General features: G+C 49.5%; 17 protein-coding genes. 11 read left to right on the plus strand and 6 right to left on the minus strand.

The window, feature by feature from the left end; genetic code table 11:
- Positions 1-263: 263 nt before the first annotated feature.
- The 4 genes from MRY86_RS12115 (at position 264) to MRY86_RS12130 (ending at position 9,501) form a co-directional block, all read left to right on the plus strand.
- Positions 264-2,213 (plus strand): tail fiber domain-containing protein, encoded by a 1,950-nt coding sequence (locus tag MRY86_RS12115; protein WP_293567521.1) that lies wholly within the window; start codon positions 264-266, stop codon positions 2,211-2,213.
- A gap of 38 nt (positions 2,214-2,251) precedes the next feature.
- Positions 2,252-2,938: a T9SS type A sorting domain-containing protein gene (locus tag MRY86_RS12120; RefSeq protein ID WP_293567523.1), complete on the plus strand. Its 687-nt coding sequence runs from the start codon at positions 2,252-2,254 to the stop codon at positions 2,936-2,938.
- Positions 2,939-3,019: 81 nt separating this feature from the next.
- Complete coding sequence (locus tag MRY86_RS12125) at positions 3,020-4,903, plus strand: FG-GAP-like repeat-containing protein (RefSeq protein WP_293567525.1); 1,884 nt, start codon at positions 3,020-3,022, stop codon at positions 4,901-4,903.
- 254 nt (positions 4,904-5,157) lie between these two features.
- Complete coding sequence (locus MRY86_RS12130; protein WP_293567527.1) at positions 5,158-9,501, plus strand: FG-GAP-like repeat-containing protein; 4,344 nt, start codon at positions 5,158-5,160, stop codon at positions 9,499-9,501.
- A gap of 37 nt (positions 9,502-9,538) precedes the next feature.
- On the opposite strand, the gene MRY86_RS12135 is transcribed toward MRY86_RS12130, so the two are convergent.
- Both MRY86_RS12135 and MRY86_RS12140 read right to left on the minus strand, forming a co-directional pair.
- Positions 9,539-10,246 carry a LytTR family DNA-binding domain-containing protein gene (locus MRY86_RS12135; RefSeq protein WP_293567529.1) on the minus strand — a complete coding sequence of 236 codons (708 nt, stop codon included), beginning with the start codon at positions 10,244-10,246 and terminating at the stop codon, positions 9,539-9,541.
- Positions 10,239-11,291 (minus strand): histidine kinase, encoded by a 1,053-nt coding sequence (locus tag MRY86_RS12140; RefSeq protein ID WP_293567531.1) that lies wholly within the window; start codon positions 11,289-11,291, stop codon positions 10,239-10,241. The genes MRY86_RS12135 and MRY86_RS12140 overlap by 8 nt, the downstream gene beginning before the upstream one ends.
- 211 nt (positions 11,292-11,502) lie before the next feature.
- Between MRY86_RS12140 and MRY86_RS12145 the strand changes: the two genes are divergently transcribed.
- The 4 genes from MRY86_RS12145 to MRY86_RS12160 all read left to right on the plus strand — a co-directional run bounded on the left by MRY86_RS12145 (position 11,503) and on the right by MRY86_RS12160 (position 14,397).
- Positions 11,503-12,246, plus strand: a complete 744-nt coding sequence (locus MRY86_RS12145; RefSeq protein WP_282778473.1) for a hypothetical protein — start codon at positions 11,503-11,505, stop codon at positions 12,244-12,246.
- 120 nt (positions 12,247-12,366) lie between these two features.
- Positions 12,367-13,185 carry a sterol desaturase family protein gene (locus MRY86_RS12150; protein ID WP_293567534.1) on the plus strand — a complete coding sequence of 273 codons (819 nt, stop codon included), beginning with the start codon at positions 12,367-12,369 and terminating at the stop codon, positions 13,183-13,185.
- Between the two features lie 237 nt (positions 13,186-13,422).
- A complete protein-coding gene (locus MRY86_RS12155; protein WP_293567536.1) occupies positions 13,423-13,788 on the plus strand; it encodes a hypothetical protein in 366 nt (121 codons plus the stop codon).
- Between the two features lie 156 nt (positions 13,789-13,944).
- A complete protein-coding gene (locus MRY86_RS12160; RefSeq protein ID WP_293567538.1) occupies positions 13,945-14,397 on the plus strand; it encodes a hypothetical protein in 453 nt (150 codons plus the stop codon).
- A gap of 86 nt (positions 14,398-14,483) precedes the next feature.
- Here MRY86_RS12160 and MRY86_RS12165 read toward each other — a convergent pair whose 3' ends face one another.
- Both MRY86_RS12165 and MRY86_RS12170 read right to left on the minus strand, forming a co-directional pair.
- Positions 14,484-16,457 carry a hypothetical protein gene (locus tag MRY86_RS12165; RefSeq protein WP_293567540.1) on the minus strand — a complete coding sequence of 658 codons (1,974 nt, stop codon included), beginning with the start codon at positions 16,455-16,457 and terminating at the stop codon, positions 14,484-14,486.
- Positions 16,458-16,481: 24 nt separating this feature from the next.
- Positions 16,482-17,495, minus strand: coding sequence for a hypothetical protein (locus MRY86_RS12170; protein WP_293567542.1), 1,014 nt, complete (start codon positions 17,493-17,495; stop codon positions 16,482-16,484).
- A 145-nt stretch (positions 17,496-17,640) separates the two neighbouring features.
- On the opposite strand from MRY86_RS12170, the gene MRY86_RS27165 reads away from it, so the two are divergent.
- From MRY86_RS27165 to MRY86_RS12175, 3 genes are all read left to right on the plus strand, one after another.
- The gene (locus tag MRY86_RS27165) at positions 17,641-17,913 is read left to right on the plus strand and encodes a nucleotidyltransferase domain-containing protein (RefSeq protein WP_363325434.1); all 273 of its coding nucleotides are present in this window, start codon (positions 17,641-17,643) and stop codon (positions 17,911-17,913) included.
- Positions 17,910-18,011 carry a HepT-like ribonuclease domain-containing protein gene (locus tag MRY86_RS27170; protein WP_363325435.1) on the plus strand — a complete coding sequence of 34 codons (102 nt, stop codon included), beginning with the start codon at positions 17,910-17,912 and terminating at the stop codon, positions 18,009-18,011. Before MRY86_RS27165 ends, MRY86_RS27170 begins: the two co-directional genes overlap by 4 nt.
- A gap of 64 nt (positions 18,012-18,075) precedes the next feature.
- Positions 18,076-19,710, plus strand: coding sequence for an ATP-binding cassette domain-containing protein (locus MRY86_RS12175; protein ID WP_293567543.1), 1,635 nt, complete (start codon positions 18,076-18,078; stop codon positions 19,708-19,710).
- 8 nt (positions 19,711-19,718) lie between these two features.
- On the opposite strand, the gene lptE is transcribed toward MRY86_RS12175, so the two are convergent.
- Positions 19,719-20,225 (minus strand): LPS assembly lipoprotein LptE, encoded by a 507-nt coding sequence (gene lptE, locus MRY86_RS12180; RefSeq protein ID WP_293567545.1) that lies wholly within the window; start codon positions 20,223-20,225, stop codon positions 19,719-19,721.
- A gap of 314 nt (positions 20,226-20,539) precedes the next feature.
- Complete coding sequence (locus MRY86_RS12185; protein ID WP_293567547.1) at positions 20,540-23,014, minus strand: outer membrane beta-barrel family protein; 2,475 nt, start codon at positions 23,012-23,014, stop codon at positions 20,540-20,542.
- Positions 23,015-23,069 lie beyond the last annotated feature (55 nt).

Below are 23,069 nucleotides of genomic sequence, written 5' to 3' on the forward strand. Positions count from 1 at the left end.
ACGGGGTACCTCCTGAAAAAATCAGGAGGTACTTTTTTTTGCTATCAGGAAAAGATAGACACCCAAAGAACCAATCGATGCTCATTTTTTCCTATCTTGAGTACGTATTTCTTTGAACAAGCACCACTACCGATTGCTTCCCGGAAAATCCGGGATCTTCACAACAAACACTTCGTACAGCCAGCCTTAGTATTTCATTATCTTGCATGAACATGCGGGTTTTTGTCCTATAACAAATCATTGATCACTCAAATATTTATACCATGGCCCTAAGACGCTTTACAATAACCCCGCTTTTAGTAGCGACGCTATTGTGCAACCTTAGTCTATCAGCTCAGGAGTATGTCAACAGCATTGGCGTAAACGCTTCCCAAACGGAGTTTACTGTAAATATGGTTGCGCCGGATGCATTCCTTATGGAAATCAGCGGCCCCTCGGATTATTACTGGCGTGCTGAAGTTGCCGACCAAAGAGATATTACCATCGGCAACACCCTGCCCGATGGGGAGCTGATGCCTGACGGTCAGTACACCCTTCAGGTAACGCCAATCTTCAAACTCTCCGAAGCGCAGAGAGCAGAACTACAGGCCATTAGAGCGCAACAGGATGAAGAAGCCCTTAAAGCCTTCCGGACATTGCATCAATTGCCCTCATCGGTAGAGCGCTACACGGTCTACTATCAAATTCAGGACGGTAAATTTGCAGACCCCAACCTCAAGGAACCCAAGACAGCGCACTATGCCTATCAGTGGGACCACCAAGCTGCCCCGCAATTTATTGACCCACCTGCGACCTTTGCCAGCATCACTCATAAAAAGCTTCACTACGCAAAGCGAATCTTGGCCCAGGCAGAACCGATGGCCACCGACAACACCCCACTGGCAGAAGATGCCCAGGTTTTTGTTCAGGATGTCATCATTCAGGGCAGTAGCTGTGTTGGGTTTGATTGTGTCAACGGGGAATCTTTTGGTTTCGATACGCAGCGTTATAAGGAAAATAACCTCCGTATTCATTTTAATGACACTAGTAACAGTGCCTCATTCCCTTCATCCGATTGGCGGATTACTATCAATGACTCTTCAAATGGCGGTGCCAACTACTTCAGCATTGATGATGCAACATCCGGGCGGTCGCCTTTCCGGATTGAAGCTTCCGCTCCCTCCAATGCTCTGTATGTCGACAATGGCGGAGATGTAGGCTTCGGTACATCCACACCGGTTGTCGAAATGCACTCCAAGGATGGAGACACCCCCACGCTGCGCCTCGAACAGGATGGCTCCAGTGGCTGGACTCCTCAAACCTGGGATATTGCAGGAAACGAAACGAATTTCTTCATCCGTGATGTTACAGGCGGCTCCAGTCTACCCTTCAAAATCAAACCAGGCGCAGATGACAACAGCCTGGTAATTAATAACGACAACAATATTGGGATCGGCACACAAAACCCAACTTCCAAGTTACAACTGGAGTCTGGCAACTTGTACCTCAAATCAGGTAATGTTGGGATAAATACTGTCCCAAACGCTTCAACTGGCCTTACCGTTCAGGGAGGTGCCAACATTTCGGGCAATTCACTTTTTTCCGGAAACATTACCATTCTTACCTCTTCCGGTTTTTCTGTTTTTAATGGGATGTTCGAACCCATGATGGTCCTGGATGGGACTACAGGATTTCTTGGCCTGGGGGATCTGCCTTCGGTTGGCCACTTACTTACATTGGGTGCGGATGATGCCGTAAAGCCCGGTGGCGGTTCTTGGAGCACGCCCTCCGACCGCAGGCTGAAGGAGGATATCCGTAATTTCGAAGACGGCCTTGAATTGCTCATGAGTATTCGCCCGGTCCGATACCGCTACAATGGCAAACTGAATATGCCTACTGATAAAGATTATATTGGCATTATTGCACAGGAAATGCAGGAACTCGCGCCGTATGCTGTCCGCTCCCTGAATTTAGAATCTGATCAGGAGGAAAGCAAAGGCTATCTTGCCTTCGACGACACGCCTCTTATATATATTACCATCAATGCCATACAGGAGCAGCAGGCAGTCATCGAGGCACAACAGCAGGAAATCGATGAACTGAAGGCTCAACTTTCAGAAATGGAGGCCCTCAAAGCTCAAATGGAGGCCCTTTCTGTTATGGTTGGTCAATTACAGGATCAGCAGCAAGCCGGGGCTACACCGGCTGCTTCAGCAGCTCGTACAAAAAAATAAAATCACCGGAAACGCTAAAATCAAAAGCGAACAAGACCATGAAAAATACAATTACGTTCATCATCATGCTATGCCTGGTCATCGCCGGAACGCCTCTCCTGGCCCAGGAGCAGACAACCGTGCTTAATAATGGCAGATCGGCAGGTATGACTCCATCACCAGTCCAAAAGTCCGGTACTCCAACCAATGACCGGTCCCATGAGAATTCAGATCAGGACTGGGATGTCCACAGAAACCTCCCAAAACAGAAGGAGGAAACCCTGATATACCCGCAGGATGTCCTGGTACTACAGGACGAGCTTTTCAATACGTCCTCCCGGCAGGAAGTAGTAGAGCAACTGGAAGCCATGAAAGCACTGCTGCGGCAACTACAGGCAGATCAGGAAGCGCTGAAACGCGAAAACGAAATTTTCCGCCGCAGTCTTGCATCCTGTTGCGCTGCTGATGAAACCGGCCTTGGCGTCAAAGATGCCTACCTGTTACAGAATGCCCCAAATCCTTTCATCAACAACACCCGCATTGAGTACTTCGTACCCCGCAACCTGGGCAGTGCGGTCATTGAACTGCGCGATATCAAAGGCGCATTGATTGCTTCCTACCCGGTGCAGCCCGGCAAAAGCAGCCTGAATATTGACCGCAACAACCTCGACGCCGGTAGCTACCTCTACGCTTTGGTAGTGGACGGCCAGATGGTAGATACCAAAGTGATGATTTTCAAGCCCTAGAAAAGCAAGGCCTTGTTTCTAATGGCAGGTTCCAGTAGATGGGGCCTGCCATTCTTAGTTCCTTCAAAAAAGACCTGCAAAATGCTCAAGTATATTTACCTGCTTATCCTTTCTTTCCTGGCTTCCCCATTCCTAACCGTTGCACAGGTTGTCTTTTCGGAACAAGCGCAGTCTATCGGCTTTGACCATAACTTTAAAGCCCGGGCCCTGATGGGTGGCGGTGCCGCCTTTTTTGATTATGACAACGATGGGGATGAAGATATGTACGTCACCAGCGGCCTCAACAAAGATGAGCTTTACCGCAATAACGGTAATGGAACTTTCACAAAAATCCAGGCTGATATCGGCTTAAACATCACCCTGAATTACAATACGATGGGGGTAACCACCGGGGACATCGACAATGACGGAGACCGTGATATTTTCATAGCCACCTGGGAGCGCTTTGAGGGGTCTGAGCAGCCGGATGCCCGCAGCCTCCTGTTCTTAAATAATGGCGATGGTACCTTCACCGAAATCGGAGAGCAGGCCGGCATTACGCACGAAGCCTTCGCGATGGGCGCCGTTTTCCTGGATTACAATAAAGACGGTTTCCTGGATGTCTATGTACTGAATCATATTCAGGAGGTCATTTTTACCTATGACGAATTTGGAGCGGTAAACGGGCTTGCCCATGAATGTTACCCCAACTTCCTTTACCTGAATAATGGGGATCTCACCTTTACCGAAATAGGGGCTGAACTGGGTGTGGATGACCTCGGCTGTACCATCGCAGCCATCGCTTCTGACTATGACCTGGATAACGATCTGGACCTTTATCTGGCCAACGACTTCGGTCCGTTCATTGTCCCTAACGGGCTATTTGAAAACAACTACCCGGAAGACAGCTTCTCCGATGTCAGCGAACCAACCGGGACCGGCATAGAAGTTTTTGGCATGGGCATTGCTGCCGGCGATTATGACCACGATCAGGACCTGGATTACTACATCACCAATATCGGGCGCAACATCCTGCTCGAAAATCAAAACAACATCTTTGCAGACCGGACTACGGAAGCCGGCGTGGAAAATGCGACAGTCCCTGAAGAAGACAACCTGAATACTACAGGCTGGGGTACCGCTTTCTTTGATGTGGATAACGATACCTGGGAGGACCTCTACGTCGCCAATGGCAGGATACCAACACTTCCTGCTTTTGCAACTGCCATCAATGACCCGGATAAACTCTACCTGAATAACGGCGACAAAACCTTCACGGATATCAGCGATGAAGCCGGGGTGAGCGATCCGCGCTACGTTCATGGTATGGCCTACTCGGATTATGATGAAGATGGTGACCTGGACATTGTAACTGTAGTGCTGGACGAGCTGGGCGGCTACTCCAAATTCTACGTCAATGAAACCGAAAACGGCCACCACTACCTGCAGCTCCACCTAATTGGTGTGGAAACCAACCGCGATGCCTTCGGCAGCCGGGCCTGGGTCTATGCAGACAACCTGGTGCTCATCAAGGAAATTTACGGCGGTGGTGCAAGCCATGCCTCTCAGCACACGAGCGTACTGCACTTTGGGCTGGGCGACAACGCTACTGTGGACTCTGTCCGGATTGAATGGACCAACGGCCATGTGGATTTGATTGAGAACCCGGAAGTCGATAAGCGCCACACAATCGTGGAAGGCGTGGAAGTCACCACTACCGATGCCGGGAAAGCCGAACTGGGCATTGTAGCCGCTCCCAACCCCTTCACAGACCACCTGGAGTTGATTGCTGGCAGAAATTGGACTGGCACTACCCTTTCGGTCCGCCTGATGAGTTTGGAGGGGCGTACGGTATTCCATCAGGAGCTGCCGTTCACCGGACAGACTCAGCTAGACCTGCCTGATGGGTTGGCGAGGGGGATGTACTTGCTGGAGCTAATAGCGGCTGATGGCACCCGGGATATTTTTAAGGTGATTAAACAATAAATTCGGACTTTTAACGCCCCCCTTCAAATGCCGGTGATAGGATTGGTTGCGGATATCCTGTTGGTTGATTTGTAACAAGTCCTAACCGTGAACATTCATACTGCAGGCAAGATATTGTACATTTTACGTGTCCTGCCCGGTATAATGCGCCTATGGCCGTCTTTTATGACCTATACCTGGTTTTTTATAAGGATGAGGTCAACAACTTAATGTATATTAGAGCTTGCTACCTCTTTTCCTCTAAAAAATGGATTATGTTACGCGCCACTCTATTTCTACTCAATTTATGTGCATTTACCTTTGTGCTTAATGCACAGCTTGAACGAGACTCCCTTCAAATTCTTATGGATGTTTCCAGAGTAAGAGACATCCACCTAATTGATATAGATAGTGATACAGATTTAGATATTCTCGCTTCCCGGTGGGGGCATAATGGTCGTTTTGTTTGGCTAGAAAACCTGGACGGATTGGGTACTTTTGGTCCGGCTTTTTCATTTGGAGACACCATTTGGTTTAATTATCCAACCATACTCGACTATCATTATGAAGTCGCAGATATGAATAATGATGGCAAGGAAGATATAATTACTCCCGAGGGAGTAGCGAGCACGCTGCCTTATTGGGAAAACCTGGGCGATGTTAACTTTGAGAAGGCCCTCTATGATGACCCTTTAGGTATTGGAAGCCATGAATTCAGCTATACAACGGGAGATTTTAACGCAGACGGCTGGAAAGACATATTGATTTTGGAAATAATATCCAGCCAGGCAAGCCGCCTTTTAATAAATTGGAATCCAGCTGGCAACAATAATGAATTCATCTTAGAGGCATTGTCAGCACCTGAGATGCCAGCAATGAGCTATATACATCAGATAGATGCCTTCGATTATAACCAAGATAATATATTGGATTTTGGAGTCCTGGCAGGTAAATCAAGTGGAAACACCACTACCTTAGCCCTTTATATCTATGAGCAAAGCTGCGAGGGTTGCTTTGCTCTTGTGGATTCGCTACCCGTTGGGGTTCACCCCTATAATACAGTCTTCGCCAATTTTTCATGGACTGATTTTAATGCAGATGGATGGCCGGACCTTTGTACCTCATATGACGAAGGCCTTGATGCCAAGCTTAAAGTTTGGGAAAATATAACGGGAAGTGGTTCCTTTTCATTAAAAGCGACATTTGAGGATTTCGGATACCATACCATTACCGATCTCAACCAAGATGGGAAGGCTGATATTCTGGCCGGTCAGGAAGAAGAGCTGTACCTCCTCGAAAATGTTGGTGATTTTTTATTTGATTCAGTGAAAATAAATAAAAATGCCACCTTGAGGGGGTTGTCTCCCGTAGACCTCAACCTGGATGGCTACACAGATATTATTTCATGGCCCAGAAAAGTCAATGGAACTCATAATTCAGGGATCTACTTTCACGAAGCAAAAGGCAATGAGCTGGAGTTCTTTCCGCCACAGTTGCTCAGCAAGCAGGTTCCACTTGCACGGCAGGTTTCAGCAATGAATGACTGGAACGATGATGGCCAAACCGATTGGTTAATATCTACTCCCAGCTCTGGTTCAACTATAGGTGGAGATGGAGGTCTTTATTTCGTAGAGAATCTTGGTGAAGGTGAGGATTTCGCCCCTCCAAAATTAATCCTTCGCTATGACGGATTACTGAATGCCAAATCAACAGTTATTCCTGGAGACGATGGCTTTAGGCAAGATTTTACAGACTTGAATCTGGATGGCAGGCCAGATATTGTGGGCATTACCGATACCGGAAATCACTATCAGCTATTCTACTGGATTGCAGACCCTGGTGATACCAGCCCAAATATTACCGTCCACAACGACGATTTCCATCATGTCGGAATAAGTGATATTTATAGCAGCGATTTGGATAGTGACGGAGACCCTGACCTTCTGGTGAACGGTACAGGAGGAAAAATAGTAGCCTACTGGAATCAGTTGGCAGAAGGTAATGGCTTGGTTCAGGATGTCAACTTTTTAGAATTACCCGAAAGCTATACTTCGGGGAGTGCTAAAATAGTGGTGGCTGATTTTAATACAGATGGATTTGACGATCTCGTTTATCAAACCCAGGACAGCCTTTATTATGCCATACATCTCGACGGCGGCAGTACTTTTTCTGAGTGGCGTTCAATGAAAGGCAGTTCGCCTTTACTCCGCCGCGCGCTGGTTGCAGATTTTGATGGTGACGGAGATAAAGATATTAAGTACCTAATTGATGATGAAGGGGTATTCTCTTGGGTACTTTCAAAGTTTCAAACCGAATCTAATAGCTTTTCCTCCCCTTTTATCATTGACTATAATACGAATCAGCTCACGACCAGCTCTTCCACAATTCATCTCAATAATGACCTGGCAGCTGATATGATTTCTTATTTGGGGTACCGTTTTTCTTTCCCCGGAGCAGGATTTCATTCAACGCCCTATATACCCACCCCTTTCGGAAACAGGCTTAATAATACTTTCTGGTACAATGCTCAACGGGTAGATATTAATCAAGACGGAAAGGACGAATTGTATACAGGGCTGGAGGCTATGGTTAAGGCTGACTTGGATTGGATTCCTCAAAAGGCGATTAAGGGTTTTGTTAGCCTGGACACTTCCGAAAATTGTTTAGATAATCCACTCTCCCCTCCTCTGGTTGGCTGGCCAGTAAATGTACAAAGTGGAAATATTAGCCAACAGGGCATTTCAAACCAACTAGGCCTGTGGGGAGCTGTACTTCCGGAATCAGAAGAACATATCATTTCCCCCAGTCCCCCCAGCAACTATTGGCAGCTATGCGAAGAACAAATCGTGCTTTCGACAGAGGAGGCTTCTAACCTGGATACCTTGTATATTAAGGCTCAGTCCAGGGTGGATTGCCCACTGTTAAAAATACAGATGGAAACAACTCCGCTCAGGCAGTGCTTTGGGGCGTCCGTAAGTGTTAAATACGAAAACATAGGAACCGCCACCATAGAGGATGGAGAAGTAAGGCTCTTTCATGATCCACGCTTTACTCCGGTAACCAGTACATTGCCATGGTCAGTATCTACAGACTCCAGTCTTGTTTTTCAGCTTCCTGTTCTCGAAATTGGAACTGTACGCCAGTTTAGGGTCGAATTTGAACCTTCCTGTGAGGAGCTAATGTTGGGAGAATGGGTTTGCTTTCAGGCAGAAGCTTCTCCTGATACCCTCTGTAACCATGAATCTTTTGAATGGAGCGGAGCCCAGCTAGTGGCCAGAACGGAGTGCCAGAATAATTCAATGTTACATATCGTAAGGAATACAGGTCATGGAGCGATGACTGCTCCCCTACCCTATTTTATAGTTTCACTGGACAGTGGTTGGGAACTCATCCAATACGGTTTGCTTCAGTTGGACGCGGGTGCAGCGGATACGTTTATGGTAGATGCTACAAATGAGGCAACTTATTTGATGGTTGATCAACCCCAAGGGCACCCCTTCCCTGAGCCTATTCGGCTAACCTCTTCGTCTTGTTCCCCACCTGATTCGGAGCTTTGGCCAAGTATTGGAAATACCTTCCCATCAGCCGATGGTAACCCTTTCTCAGTTAATGCATGTGACTTTATTATTGGCCCATATGACCCCAACATCAAACAAGGGATACCAGAGGGGGTTGGTGAACAACACTTTATACAATCAGATAACCCTATAAACTATACGATCCATTTTCAAAACACAGGTTCCGATATGGCCCGCACTGTGGTGTTGAGAGATACGCTTCCAGCCCAACTGAACTTAGGCACCTTTACTCCGGGCCCTGCTTCTCACAGCAATGAATGGTCTATCTTACCAGGCGGAGAGTTGGTGGTTGTTTTTACTGATATTAATTTACCTGATAGCACCACCAATGAACCGGAAAGCCACGGTTTTTTTTCTTACACCATTCAGCCTGTGGCAAATACCCCGCCATTAACAATTATTGAAAACCGGGCTGCCATTTACTTCGATTTCAACCCACCTGTAATTACCAACAACACCCTCCACACCATACAGCAAAAAAAGTTAGCCTATTCTATTACTGAGCACATGATATGCAGAGGGGATAACTTCATGGATGTCCTAATAAACCAAGATACCATTTTATTAGAATCCTTATCAACTGCTGAACAGGATAGTTTCATTTGGCACTCAATATCTGCAGTCGATACGGTAATTACAGAAAACTATATTGAGCTGACCGATCAAGGCTATTGGGAAGGAATATGGGTAGAAAACGATACCAGTATCACTCAATTTTTCACTAATACTATGGGTTGTGATAGTCTAATCACTTTTCACATTGACATAATTACTAGCACTACAGCTCCCGGTAATACTCCTTATATTTTAGTTTATCCGAACCCTGCCAATAGGCTTTTAAATATCGACTTGAAAAACTGCCCAGACCTGCCCGAACATTTGAGGATATACGATATGACCGGAAAACTTATCTTCTCAAGAACCTTAAGTGGTATGAATAAAGACCTAACGCTAAACTTAAGCTCCTTTACAAGCGGGACCTACCTATTGGAACTACAGCTACAGGAGGGTTTTTTCAGACAGTTGTTCAGTAAATGGTAAGCGGCCGAAGTTGTATCCCAAAACCCTATGCATCCCCTCATTCATAAAACACCGCCTCCACCACAGCCTCTCGCCTGCTCCGGCTAACGGGGATCTTGTGCGCCCCGATTTCCAGCCGGTTGCCGTCGAGTGCCTGTACCTTGTTTTTGGCCACGATGAAGGATTTGTGGACCCGCAGAAAGTGCGTGGCGGGCAGTAATTCCTCCAGGTCTTTGAGGCTGGCCAGGGTGACGTGGCGGGCGTCCCGGCACACAATGCGCACGTACTCCTTCAGCCCTTCGATAAACAGAATATCCTCAAACGGAATACGGACTACTTTCCCATCTACCTTGACGGAAAAATAGTCTTTGCTTTCCTGCGGCACCATGGCTGGTACGGCCGGGCGCAAGAGCTCTTTCGCCTTATTCACCGCTTGCAAAAAACGCTCAAAGGAGAAGGGCTTGAGCAGGTAATCCACGGCATTGAGCTCGAAGGCTTCCACCGCATAATCAGCATAAGCCGTGGTGAAGATGGTCACCGGCGGGTGCTTCAGGGTGCGGAGCAGGTGATTGCCGCTTAGGGTAGGCATTTGAATATCCAGAAACAACAGCTCAATATCCCCTTCCTGCAACCGCTGGGCGGCTTCCAAAGGGGATTTGAACCGACCCGACAAGGTTAAACCCGGTACCTGTTCGATGTAGTGCTCAAGCAGGTTGAGGGCCAGGAACTCGTCGTCAACGATAAGGGTAGTAATGGATTTAGCCATGGTGGGATGGGTTTTGTGTGGACAAGGGCAGAGACAGCTGCACCCGGAATTGATCAACCCCTGGAAGTATGCTCAGCTTGTAGGCATCCTTATACTTGAGTTGCAGTCGCTTTCGGATATTTTGCAGCCCAACCCCGCCAGTTTTGTCTTTTTGCTGGGCATCGTCCTTGCTGTTGAGGGTCTCGAATTGAAGCTGTTCTTCGCGGATGCCAAGCCGGATTTGGGCAAAGGCGTCAGGATTGCTGTCGAAATCGCAGTGCTTGAAGCAGTTTTCCACCAGCGGGATCAAAATCATGGGCTCCAGCCAATAGGGCTCCGGATCACCTTCAATTTGAAGATCAATGACTAAACTCGTCTCACTACGCATTTGAAACAGAGCGATGTATTCTTCGATTTGGTGGATTTCCTGCTTGAGCTGTACCCGGTCGTTACGCCCATCGTACACCACATACCGCAGCAAATTGGACAAACGCAGCACCATAGGAGCAGTCTGATCGGATTTCACGACAGCCAGGGAGTAAATGTTGTTCAGGGTATTGAAGAGGAAATGCGGATTGATCTGTGCACGCAGGAATTGCAGCTGTGCTTCCTGCTGCTCTTGAATGATGGCCTGGGCTTCCCGCTCACGCTCGTAGCGGTTCACCAACACCTGATAGAAGGTACTGACCACCAACACGGCTATGCTCGTCGCAATCGCGCCCACAACCCAGCCCTGCTGCTCATTTTGCAAAAAAGCTTCCCGCCCGATTTCCGGAAAAAGGGAATTGAAGGCCACTCTGAGGCAAACTACCCCTCCCAGAAGAACCGTGTTCAGCAGCACATACCTCAGATAATGCCCCTTTTCAAAAAAACGATTGACCAAAAACAGATTCACGTAAAACAGTACCATCATGGGCACCGTATTCAGCAAGCCGCGGACCAAACTAAGCCCAAGGGAAAAGTAGCCAGTGAAAATAATACCGTACAACGCCACAATAGATACCCAGGCGCTAACCTGAATTGCTATCTTGAGCCGGTCGGTAATATGCCAGGGGCTAATATCCATAGGTCTTACAGCTTTCCTTCAAAGGTACACAATGCCCCGCCTTTCCCGCAGCACTTTCAATGAATAGCCGGATTTCTTCAACCAATGGTATTTCAGTCTTCTCCCTACCGTTCGTTGAAAAAGGCAGGCCATTGGTTGAAGGGATTTTCGATGCCGCTCAAAACCCTGCATGTTTGTACCGAATCATTCAACCACACCAAAATCAAACATCATGAAGATCAAGTTTCAGTCTGCTCTTTTCGTTTTTGCCTTCTTTGCACTCGGTACACTCACCACTTCCTGCGACAAGGAAGCAACCGACACCACCCCGGAAAACCTCAAACAGCCCACCGAAGAAGATGCCGTAGATGCCATGACCGGTGCCCTTCAGGCCTCCACCGAAGGCATGGCGCAGGAAATCGACGCCACCGCCGACCTGGCCGAATCCTACACGGAAAAGTCCGGCGGCTCCCCCTGCGGCGAAACGTTCGATTCCACCTTCGTCCGCAGCGTCAACGAAACCAATATCACCGCTGAATATGCCTTCACCTGGGAATGGAGCCTGGACTGCAACGCTGCGGACATCCCACTGGGGCTCAACTTAGCCACCACATCTTCCGGCACCTACGAAACCGCCCGCATGCTATCGGAAGATGCATCAGGCAGTACCTGGACCGTTGATAACCTCTTCACCGGAGCGAATTATGTCTTTAATGGCACTTTCGAGCGCACCGGAGCACAGGAGTCTAAAGTCCGCAATCAGAATGTCTTTACCTCTGTCATCACCATTGAGGTGGATGACCTGAATATCGACAAGGGCACCAAGCAAATCAAGTCCGGTATCGCCGAAGCCACCATCGTCATCACAGGCTCGGGTGGGAACACGCAAACCTTTTCCGGCGACCTGGTCTTTAACGGCGATGGTTCCGTCACCCTGATCATCAACGGCAATTCCTATACCATTGACCTCTTTTAATCCCTGATAATCCCATGAGCCAACCACTATGAACACCCTTTTTTGAACCTTACCCCATATTTGCCTTCTGCCCCGGGCTGTCTGAAAACGGCAGCCCGGTTTTTCCAAAAAACAAACATCATGCATTACCTCATCGAACACTTCGGGCTGCTCCCCGGATGGCTGCTGGCCGCCTTTGCTATTTTCTTCCGTTATCTTGTCTTTGCAGGCTTGGCGTTTCTACTCTTTTACCGCTTCGGCCATACGTTCTTCCGCCACCTGAAAATTCAAAACCGCACTGCCGAACAGCGTCACATGCTGGCAGAAATTTTGCACTCCGGCTACAGCGCGCTGATCTTTGGGTTAATTGGCGTAGGGCTCTATTTCATGCGAACAACGGGGTACACTGAGATTTATACCGACTGGAATGCCTATGGGGCTTGGTACATCCCCATTTCCTTCCTGTTGCTCCTGGTCCTGCACGACACTTATTTCTACTGGGTGCACCGGCTTATGCACCATCCCCGTTTATTTAAACGGCTACATCGGGTCCACCATCAGTCTTTCAATCCAACGCCCTGGGCCTCCTTGTCTTTCCACCCGCTTGAAGCAATTGTGGAAATAGCCATCCTTCCCATCGCAGCATTGATCATCCCTTTCCACCCACTAGTGCTGTTTCTCTTTGCCACCTGGTCCCTGCTTTGGAATGTGTTGGGGCACCTGGGGTACGAAATTTTCCCGGCAGGGTTTGTTCACCACCCCGTTTTTCGGTGGTTCAACACCTCCACGCACCACAATATGCACCACGAACGGTCGGGCTGCAACTACGGGCTCTATTTCAATTTCTGGGATACGGTGATGAACACCAACCATAAGAATTACCACGCTACTTTCGACCGCATCACCAATCCAGAGATACAAAAAGAACCTAAAACAGTAAGCCGCGGACAGTTCCGGTAGAGCCCCAAAGCAACACCCACAGACCATCCACCGTCTTTATATGCAGGCAATACCGACTTATACTGACGATTAAGTGGTTTGCCACAGCAAACCTACTCAATGCCTGCCTGTGTATTGGTACTTCGGCAGACAGGTCAGCATTTACGCTGGGAAGTGGCTTGCTCCGATGTCGCAAATCTAAGATCCCGACATTTATCGTCGGTGACCACTTCGTATTGCGTATAAACCGCTAAATCAATGACTATAAAATACTTATCCCTTGCTGTTTCCCTCCTCTTTTCTCTATGGGTAGAGGCACAGGAAAACTATGGCACCCCGGAGGAACGTGCCAACTACCAGACGGATCAAATGAAGGAAGCCCTGCCTTTACTTCCGCATCAGATTGAACAGGTGCATCAACTGAATCTAAAGTACGCGCGCATTGTACAGCGGGAAGTCATTGATACAGGCATGAATCATTTCTCCGCCTACTTTTATATGCAGAACCTTGTGGACAATAAGGAAAAAGAATTATTCCCCCTCCTTTCCGAATCACAGATCAAAGCTTACCGAAAACTCAAATCAGCGGTAGTTAAATCTTTGATCACCAGGTTTTTTGGATGAGTAGGGCTTTCCCTTAACTGGGAGGCAATAGTTGAATCCACTACCAGTTTATTACAAGCCAATTTGCTGATAAACAGCACTCAAAAGAGGAGCAATTGTCATTTCCGAAATGCAAAGGAAGTCTTAAACTGTGGTAAGGATCAAACACTATTCATCATGAACAAGACCATCGCTTTGCCTTTGATTGTTGCTTTAGTGCTGGCAGGATTGAGCTCCGGCTGCACCGTGGTTGGGGCTATTGCCGGTGGCTTTGCAACGCCACCTCTTGATGACGCTGCTTTTTCTCTGACCTACGAACAGTTGCAAGAGCTAAATCATCGTACACAATTGCTTGTGCTCACTAAAGAAGAGATTGTTCTTACTGGCAAATACGTCAAAGCTACCCCCGTGGAGCTTGAAAATCCGCTTTCCGGAGTCACCATCAGGGCAAAAGGAGATGAATTCCTGATCCCTTGGGGAAATATTGAAAAGATTGAGGCAAAGGGAAGAAACATAGCCAAAGGCGTTCTCATTGGTCTAGCCGCTGGGGCCGTGATTGATATTGCTGTTGTCATCCTTATTATCAGTGACACAGAGTTGGACATCAGCCCGGACTGGGATAGTTTTTAACCTGTTGTTGTATTTTTCACTTTCGTGTTCATTGATAAGCCTTACTTTCCAGTAGAACTATGATTGGCCAACTTCAAAAAAGAGCTTTAGTCCTCCGAAGGCGCCAGCAACAACGCATCCACCCGGCGCTCATACCGGCGCTGCCGACGCTTTTCATTCAAAGCCTGCAGGTACTCATCGAAGCGGATGTCGAAGCCGAGATTCAGGAAAAGTGGCGTGGACTGCGCAGCGGTGGCATTGACAGGCACCCCTACTGAAGCATTCAGGTCCAGCTGATTAAAAAAGGTAAGCCCCAGGCCGCCTGCAATCATGGGGCGGTTGAAATCCGGGGTGGTGCCGGTATTGGCCAGATTGTACAGCAGACCGGTACCGTAAAGCAGCAGGTGAAGGTTGCTCACCGTTGGTGCTTTGGCGGGCTCCAGCCGTACATACGACTTGCCCCAGTACCGGAAGGTTTCCTGCCGCCCAAAGCTGTTGATGTAAGCCCAGTCCAGCAAATTGACCTTGAGGCCGATCTTCTCGCCAGCGAAGGTGTAATTGCGCAGGCTTTCTCCATTCTCAAGAGACAGCCCGTCCGGGAAGTGGGCATTGTTGACCCCCACATTGAAGATAAAGGACAGCGGCCGCCATCGGTCATAATTGATGTTTTGCAAAGAAACCAGAAAGCTTTCCACGTCAAAGTCCAGAGCTTCATTCTCCTGAAATCCTTCAATAATTTCCGTATAGCTGCGCAGCAGGCTGATAATTTTGTTGAGCGCCGCTTTCGTATCCTGATTGGGAAAGATATCGCTCAGCCCAGCCAGGGCATTCAGGTAGTCATCATAGGTAGCCGCCTGATCAAATTCGTACAACTTGGCCATGAGCCGGAACAGCAAATGGTCGCGCAGTGCTTCGTAATCAAAAGGGAAGCCCTGCTCAAAGGCGGTTTTAACCAACGACTGCAGCAGGGTGTTCAGCTCGAAGTAGGTGTCAATGAAATACTGTGAGTTTTTGGCCAGGCGCTCCAGGACCGGCAGCACGTCGTTGTAAAGCTCAAAGATGAGGTCAGACAGCGCACCGGGGCTAATATTATCCAAATCGAGCTGTTGCAACTGCCCCAGAAAGGACAGTAGGACCTGCAGTTCCTCTGCCGAAAGCTCTGCCCTGCCTTGTTCCCCTATCGCCCGCCGGATGTACTGCCGCACACTATCGAGCTGAGCGCTAATAGCATCATTATTGCGGAGCCCGGCAGCGCCTTCCAAATCCAGCCCCATGGAAGCCCCATCCACCTTAAAGTTGGTGGTCCGAAAGAGGTAATTGATCAAACCGATGTAGTCAATCAGGTTGGATAAACGGTCCTGCACACGATTATACACGGCATCTGCCAAAGGCTTCCTGACCGTATCCGTCAGGGTAAGATAAGTATTCAGCGCTTCACTGCCGGAATTGCGGTACATGGTACGGAGCAGCCCCAACTCCTGCAAAGTTGGCTCATTGCGGACCGCCTCACTGACGATATCAAGCAACAGCGCTTTGAAGGCTGTGGTCAGGCTATCCTGGGAAAATGTAATAGCGGAGGACCTGGCTATCAGCCCTTGCCCGGGCCGCTCCCCGGATGCCGCCAACTGAAAACGCGCAAAAGTCTGACCTGCCATCGCCGCGCCGGTCTTCTGCCCTCCATAGGCTTCAGCCAAAGCCACCAACTCCGGATCGCAGAGAGCGAAGTAGTAGTCGGAAAGCGCATAGACGAAGACCAGGTTGACCGTATTCTCATAAATATTGCGGGTACGGGTCTCTGCATTGCGCTCTTCTAAAACGGTATTGATGATATTGTCGAGATAAATATAATTCAGTCCGCCTGCCTCTTCTATCTGACCCAAGAACATGTTTTTGATCAGCCGGACGCGCAATTCCTCCTGCTTGTCCGCAATGACCGAGGCGATTACCTCAGCGTCCAGGGTGCCCTTTCCTAAACTCAGCCCACCCAGCCCAATCTGAAGGCTCGGCGCCTGATGCTGAAAGGTAGATTGTGCGGAAAGGCCAAAGGGCAGGATAAACAACAGCAGTAACAGGTGTCGCATAGTGCTCGTATTTGAGCACCTAAATTACATAAAATAAAGCACTATATATCCACCCAAAAACAGCCCGATCACCGTGATGCTTTCCCATCCCGCATTGGCAAGCCCTTCCCGCTGACGGTGCAGCATACCCAAAAGCAGGGTGCCGGCGAGCAAAATCCCAAGGGACAACACAAAGGCTTCCGCATTGCCCACCTCATGGTAAATAGAGCCTTCCTGATAAGCCGTATCGGCAAAAGCCAGAAACAGCACATCGAAGCTGTTCCCGCCGATGATATTGGCTACAGCCAAAGTCAGCGCCCCCTGACGTACGGCCGCAATGGAAATAACCAGCTCGGGCAGGGAAGTCGCTACCGAGGTAAACAAAGCCCCCACAAAAGACTGCGACAGTCCTGATTGATTGGCAATGACCACAGCGACCTTCGCCACGAAATACCCCGCTACCCCCACTACTGCCGCCGAGAGCAAAAACCGGGTTAAAAGCAGGGGCTTATTGACCTGCTCCAGGTCATCATCCGGCTCATCCTCGACCGTTTCCCGGGTGTGGATGGGTTTCCACATGGGTGATTTCCTGGCTTTGGCGACCAGGCGGGTACCCAAGACGTAAATCAACAGGAGCAAAACCGAAGCAGGGTGTATGTTCCAAAGGGTGAGGTCCGGGCCCGACATCACCAGGAGCACGAACGTAAGCATTAACATGAGCAAAATGCCCTGCATCAGATTGGACAGTGAGGCCGAGGCATGTTCCAGATTGGCCCGCCGATAGGTCAGGTCAGCCACCGCCAAAAATACTGTTTGAGCGGCTATCCCGCCCACGGCATTGCTAAATGAAAGGTGCGCGTGCCCGTTCCATGCCGCCGTCACAGAGGTCATCACGCCAGATAAAGAGGAAATGCCCCCCAGCAGCACCCCACCAATGAGGGCCTCCCCCAGTCCGGTGAGGTCAGCAATCCGGTCCCCGGCACGGGTAAGGACAGTACCGGCAGTAGCAATAAGGGCAGCGAGCCCCAGGAAGGCAAAAATGGCAGTGCTAAGCGTCAAAGTGGTCTTTTACTAAGGAAAGCAGGAACGGAGAAGATGTTCGAGCGGTTGAAATAGTTGTATGTGAACCATCATACTGCAAAGGAAATTATCTATATTACTACCTGATATAGAACATTCAATCTTCGAAACCAACCGCACAGCCTTGCAATCGATATGCGAAAAGTACCGTGTATCGAAACTATTTACTTTTGGTTCAGTGACGACGGCACGCTTCGATTATGACAAAAGCGATTTGGACCTCATGGTAGAACTTGAGCATATGCCCCCCATTCAGAAAGGGGAATACCTAATGGCAATCTGGAATGAATTAGAACAGCTATTCGGAAGAAAGGTCGACCTGCTAACAGACCAACCTATTCAGAATCCTTATTTTAGATCTGAAGTTTTTTCAACACGCCAACTGATAACTATTTGATCCACAATTACGATGGTATAGACATAACGATCGTCTGGGCAATCGTCAAAAAACACCTTCCAATATTAAAAGAAGCTGCCCAACAGGGTTTAAAGTAGAAAATACCCTTACCTTTGCGGCTTTATTTAATGGCACATATCCGTGCCCCCAAGCGTAACATTCATGCTGACCGTACATAACCTTGGCTTGCAATACGGCAAGCGCGTCCTTTTTGATGAGGTCAACCTCAAATTCACCCGTGGCAACTGCTACGGCGTCATCGGTGCCAATGGCGCCGGCAAATCCACTTTCCTGAAAATCCTCTCCGGGGAAATCGCTGCCAACCGGGGTGGTGTGGATATTGAGCCGGGCAACCGTATGGCTGTTCTGAAACAGAACCACTTTGAATATGAGGAAGAGCAGGTACTCGATACCGTTATCATGGGCCACCGGGAGATGTACGACATCATGGTACGCAAGAATGCCATCTACATGGACCCCGAGGCCACAGAAGCCGATGGACTGCTGGCCGCTGAGCTGGAAAATAAGTTTGGGGAAATGGGCGGCTGGAATGCCGAGAGCGATGCGGCCGAACTGCTCAGCAACCTGGGCATACACGAGTCCCTCCACTACCGCCAAATGAAAGACCTCAGCGGTGGAGAAAAGGTGAAGGTGCTCCTGGCACAGTCCCTGTTCAGCAATCCGGACATCCTCCTGCTCGATGAGCCTACCAACGACCTCGATGCGGAAACCGTTACCTGGCTGGCCGACTTTCTGGCTGACTTTAAGAACATGGTGATTGTGGTCTCACACGACCGCTACTTCCTGGACATGGTCTGTACGCATGTGGTGGATATCGACTTCAAGCGCATCAAAATCTTCACCGGCAACTATACCTTCTGGTACGAGTCCAGCTTGCTTATGGCTCAGCAGATGGCCAATAAGAACAAGAAGATTGAGCAGAAGCGCAAGGAGATGCAGGAATTCATTCAGCGCTTTAGCGCCAATGCCTCCAAATCCAAGCAAGCCACGTCTCGTAAAAAGGCTTTGGAAAAACTCAACCTGGAAGATATTCAGCCTTCAAGCCGAAAATACCCTTACATCAACTTCAAAATGGAACGCGAGCCGGGCGACCAAATCCTGAAGGTCGAGAACCTGAGCCTGCAGGGCACGGATGGCACACCCCTCTTCTCCAACGTCAGCTTCACCATGAACAAAGGGGAAAAGATTGCCCTCATGGGCCGCAATGCCACAGCGCTGACGGCTTTCTTCGATGTCATGGCAGGCAAGGCGCAGGCGGATGGGGGCACCATTGAATTTGGCAAAACCATCAACGTAGGCTATCTGCCTAACGAAAACGACGAGTACTTCACCGGCAAGGGCGACCTCGACCTTATCAACTGGCTGCGGCAATACTCTGAAGATCCGGACGAGCAGTTTATCCGGGGCTTCCTGGGCCGCATGTTGTTCTCAGGTGAAGAAGTGCTTAAGAAAGCCTCGGTCCTATCGGGCGGGGAAAAGGTACGCTGCATGCTGTCCAAGATCATGCTCACCCACCCTAACTTTATCCTCATGGATGAGCCGACTAACCACCTTGACCTGGAGTCCATCACGGCACTTAACAACGCCATGACAGACTTCAAGGGCAATATGATTTTTACCTCCCATGACCACAAACTGACGGAGACCGTAGCCAACCGCATCATCGAGATCACCCCCAACGGCATTATCGACAGCCTGATGAACTTCGATGACTACCTGCGGTCAGATGCGATACATGCGCAGCGGGACGAACTCTATGCTAGCGTGACGGCTTAAAATCAGAACTACCAGTCCGTAAAGGCAGCGTTGAAGATATCCTCCATCATCTGCTGACTGATGGTACTGATGGCTTCTTCCTCTACATCTGCCAGGGCCTGGGAAGTACCGAAGTCGAAGAAAAAGGAGAAGGGGCGCTTGCGTTCCCAGCTTTTTTCCTCATTGACATTATTAATGTACTGCACGGCTACTTCTATGGTTAAGCGGTTGATGCTCGTCACTTCTCCGGGCTGCGGGGCTTCAGACGTCACCGTATAGCGCGTCACAGTACCTTCAAAAGAGATATCCGGGTCGATTTCCTCCAGCGTCAGGCGGGATTCGGTCCGGATTTTTTCTTTCAGGTCTTCCGTCAGGCGTATGGCAATCGTAGGCTCTGCGTTGAGTGCGGTAATATCAAATTGGTCCACGAAGTAGGTCTTCACCTGCGAATAGTCAATACTGATTCCCTTAAAGGAGTAGCACCCGGAGGCGGAAAATAGGGTCAGGGCAGCTAAGCCCAGCAATAATTGGCGCATGCTTTTTGCGGTAAAGGTATTGAATCCCATTTAAAAGGCTGCTCCTGTTTGCTTTCTCTTAACAGTGGAGGTTATGGTGAAATGGGTGGCGGGGGCTTTCTGTTACTACGATGGTACTCATCTCACTGATCTGCCTCACGAGACCCGACCCCGCTGGAAGGCCCTCCCCGAAATCAGTGAAAATCTGTGTAATCAATCTAATCCGTGTCCCAACTCTCCACGCACAACAATAGGACTAAACCCACACACAAAAAGCAGCGGATGCCATTCACCCGCTGCCAACCAATTTTCACAAAGTAGTGTATAAAAATTCTTTAGAAGTCTCCACCGCCGCCATCATATCCACCACCGTAATTGCCACGGCGCTTTTTCTGCTGATTGATGCGGTAAGAGAAAGTCAGACGGGCCTGACGGGCACGCCACTGAAAGTCGCCTTCGCTGTAGAAGCCGGTGCCTTCGTTGACGTATCGCCAGCGGCGGGAATTGAAAACGTCACTTACGGAAAACGTCAGTGTGCCTTTCTTATCCAGGATATCTTTGCTAAGTGTCAGGTCCATATGGTACATCGCTTTGTCACGGCCCTGCGGGTCATTCCGGGGCGCACGGTAGTTGAAGCGGACCTGCGTATTGAGCTCGTCCCAAAGCGTGATCTGTGAGGTCAGCCGCCCAAAGGAAGTAATAGCGTCTGCCCCGAGGTCTTCGCCCGACTCCGTGGTACCGGAAATGATGGACCGGAAGAAATTGACGTTACCATCCAAATCCCACCACTTGGTAGGCGATACGGAGAAGGTGACATCCAGACCATAGGCATCCTCAGTAGCCAGGTTTTCCGGCTGTGTGAAGGTGATGCCCTCTGAATTGACCCGCTGAATGCGCTCCGTCTTGCCTGTGGTAAATCGGTAGAAAACGCCTGCTGTCATCGAAGCATTATCCCAGTATTTCAGGTAGTTGATCTCGTAGGAGTCGGTAAATTCAGGGTCCAGGTTAGGGTTGCCGGTGAAGATGTTCCGGGCGTCGCTGAAGCTAAAGAACGGGTTGAGGCTCCAGAAGTTAGGCCGGTTGATGCGGCGACTGTAGCTCACCTGCATGGAATTCCCGGTTTCCCCCAGGTCGTAACCCAGGAATACACTGGGGAACAGGTTGAAGTATTCTCGTGGATTGATCTGCTCGGTTGCAACCAGTTCGGTGATCATTTCGGTGTACTCCGCTCTCAGCCCGGCCTGGAAGGAGAAGTCACCGTATTTGTTGCCAATGCTGGTATAAGCCGCATAGACATCTTCGTCAAACAGGAAGTTGTTGGTGAACTCGGGCAGGTTTTCCCACCCACTCACACCAAATTCATCTACCTGAAAGTTGGTCTCGATATCGCGCAGCCCAGCCCTTAGGCCCACCTCAAATTTGCCTTCTTCCGCAAAGGGCCGCACGTAATCCGCTTGCCAGATCAGCTGTTTTTGCAGCTCGAGATTGCTGGAACGCTGCTCCAGCTCACTCGCCCCCGTCTCTTCAAATTCCGGGGTAAAGTAGGCCTCCCGAATAGTAGAGGTTTCCAATTCCTCGCTGTCCTGAAAGCGGATGTCAGTAGTAAACTGGTGCCCCTTGCCTTTGAATTCCTTGCGGTAAGTCATGACATACTCCAGGTCGGCTTCTTCTTCCCGTTCGTTATCGGTACGTGTGCTGATGCCGGTAGGGTTGTCAAGGCTATTGATGAAGTCCCTGTAAGTGATTTCCGAGATATTATCCCCATCTTCCACACTGTAGGTAAAATTGGCGGTCAGGGTGCTGGTTTCGCTAAAGCTGTAGTCCGCACCTACGCGGATATTATTGTCCCATCCACCACGGGTACGCTCCCGGGTCAGGTCCTGAATAAAGGTTGTGTCCGGACCGAATTCGTTGCGGTCATAGACTTCCTGATAGCGGCTGCCACTACCAGGGCTCTCCCGGTAGGTCAGGCCGTAGTTAGCAAAGAAATTCCAATTCTTGACGCGGTAGTTGGTATTGATAGCTAGGCCGGCCTGCTCCGGATAGCCTCCGGTGATGTCCACCGAGCCATTCCAACCTTTCCGCTTTTCTTTCTTGAGAATGATGTTGATGATGCCCGCCATGCCTTCAGCTTCATACCGGGCACTCGGGTTAGTAATAACTTCCACCCGCTCGATCAGATTGGCAGGGATATTGCGCAGACCATCGGTATCCCCTACCCCAACCAGGCTCGAAGGCCGGCCGTTGATCAGGATGCGCACACCGCCGCTACCACGCAGGCTAACGTTGCCTTCCACATCCACCGTAACCGAAGGAACGTTGTCCAGTACATCCGTAGCCGAACCGCCCAGGTTAGCCAGGTCTTTGCCGACATTGAACACGCGCTTGTCCAGCGACATCTGCATGCGGCTTTTCTCCGCCCGTACTTCTACCTGCTCCAGGGTCGTTGCATCGGGCTGCATTGCAATTTTGCCCAAATCAGCGCTCATCCGGCCGCGGGCTATTTCGAAAGGCTGCGTTTCCAGTTTTTGGTAAGAAATATAAGCCACTTCCAGGTAGTAGCGGCCCGTTTTCAGCTCTATGGAGAAGATGCCCTCCCCGTCCGTAATGCCACCAGTCACCAGATTACTATCCGGCAAGGCATAAACAGATACCGTGGTGTATTCTAAAGGAGCCCCTGTGGAGCCATCAATAATTTGTCCCTTCACGAGTCCCTTCATGTCATCGCCGGGGTCCGAAGCGGGTTCATTCGCGGCAAGCAAAAAAGGAAGGCTGAGTAGAAATGTAAGTAAGGTCAGGTGAAACTTCATGCTTGAATTTTATTTACTACAAAGGTAAGGGGCGATTCTATCGCTCACTTGTAGT

Origin of the sequence: Phaeodactylibacter sp., assembly GCF_022763345.1 — a bacterium.
In the GTDB taxonomy this organism is placed as follows: domain Bacteria; phylum Bacteroidota; class Bacteroidia; order Chitinophagales; family Saprospiraceae; genus Phaeodactylibacter.

Bases quoted from the DNA above. Each gene is read 5' to 3' on its own strand.
- MRY86_RS12155 (WP_293567536.1), top strand. From the start codon at position 13,423: ATGACTATAAAATACTTATCCCTTGCTGTTTCCCTCCTCTTTTCTCTA.
- MRY86_RS12115 (WP_293567521.1), top strand. From the start codon at position 264: ATGGCCCTAAGACGCTTTACAATAACCCCGCTTTTAGTAGCGACGCTA.
- MRY86_RS12175 (WP_293567543.1), top strand. From the start codon at position 18,076: ATGCTGACCGTACATAACCTTGGCTTGCAATACGGCAAGCGCGTCCTT.
- MRY86_RS12145 (WP_282778473.1), top strand. From the start codon at position 11,503: ATGAAGATCAAGTTTCAGTCTGCTCTTTTCGTTTTTGCCTTCTTTGCA.
- lptE (WP_293567545.1), bottom strand. From the start codon at position 20,225: ATGCGCCAATTATTGCTGGGCTTAGCTGCCCTGACCCTATTTTCCGCC.
- MRY86_RS12165 (WP_293567540.1), bottom strand. From the start codon at position 16,457: ATGCGACACCTGTTACTGCTGTTGTTTATCCTGCCCTTTGGCCTTTCC.
- MRY86_RS12125 (WP_293567525.1), top strand. From the start codon at position 3,020: ATGCTCAAGTATATTTACCTGCTTATCCTTTCTTTCCTGGCTTCCCCA.
- MRY86_RS12185 (WP_293567547.1), bottom strand. From the start codon at position 23,014: ATGAAGTTTCACCTGACCTTACTTACATTTCTACTCAGCCTTCCTTTT.
- MRY86_RS12135 (WP_293567529.1), bottom strand. From the start codon at position 10,246: ATGGCTAAATCCATTACTACCCTTATCGTTGACGACGAGTTCCTGGCC.
- MRY86_RS12130 (WP_293567527.1), top strand. From the start codon at position 5,158: ATGTTACGCGCCACTCTATTTCTACTCAATTTATGTGCATTTACCTTT.
- MRY86_RS12160 (WP_293567538.1), top strand. From the start codon at position 13,945: ATGAACAAGACCATCGCTTTGCCTTTGATTGTTGCTTTAGTGCTGGCA.
- MRY86_RS12140 (WP_293567531.1), bottom strand. From the start codon at position 11,291: ATGGATATTAGCCCCTGGCATATTACCGACCGGCTCAAGATAGCAATT.
- MRY86_RS12120 (WP_293567523.1), top strand. From the start codon at position 2,252: ATGAAAAATACAATTACGTTCATCATCATGCTATGCCTGGTCATCGCC.
- MRY86_RS12150 (WP_293567534.1), top strand. From the start codon at position 12,367: ATGCATTACCTCATCGAACACTTCGGGCTGCTCCCCGGATGGCTGCTG.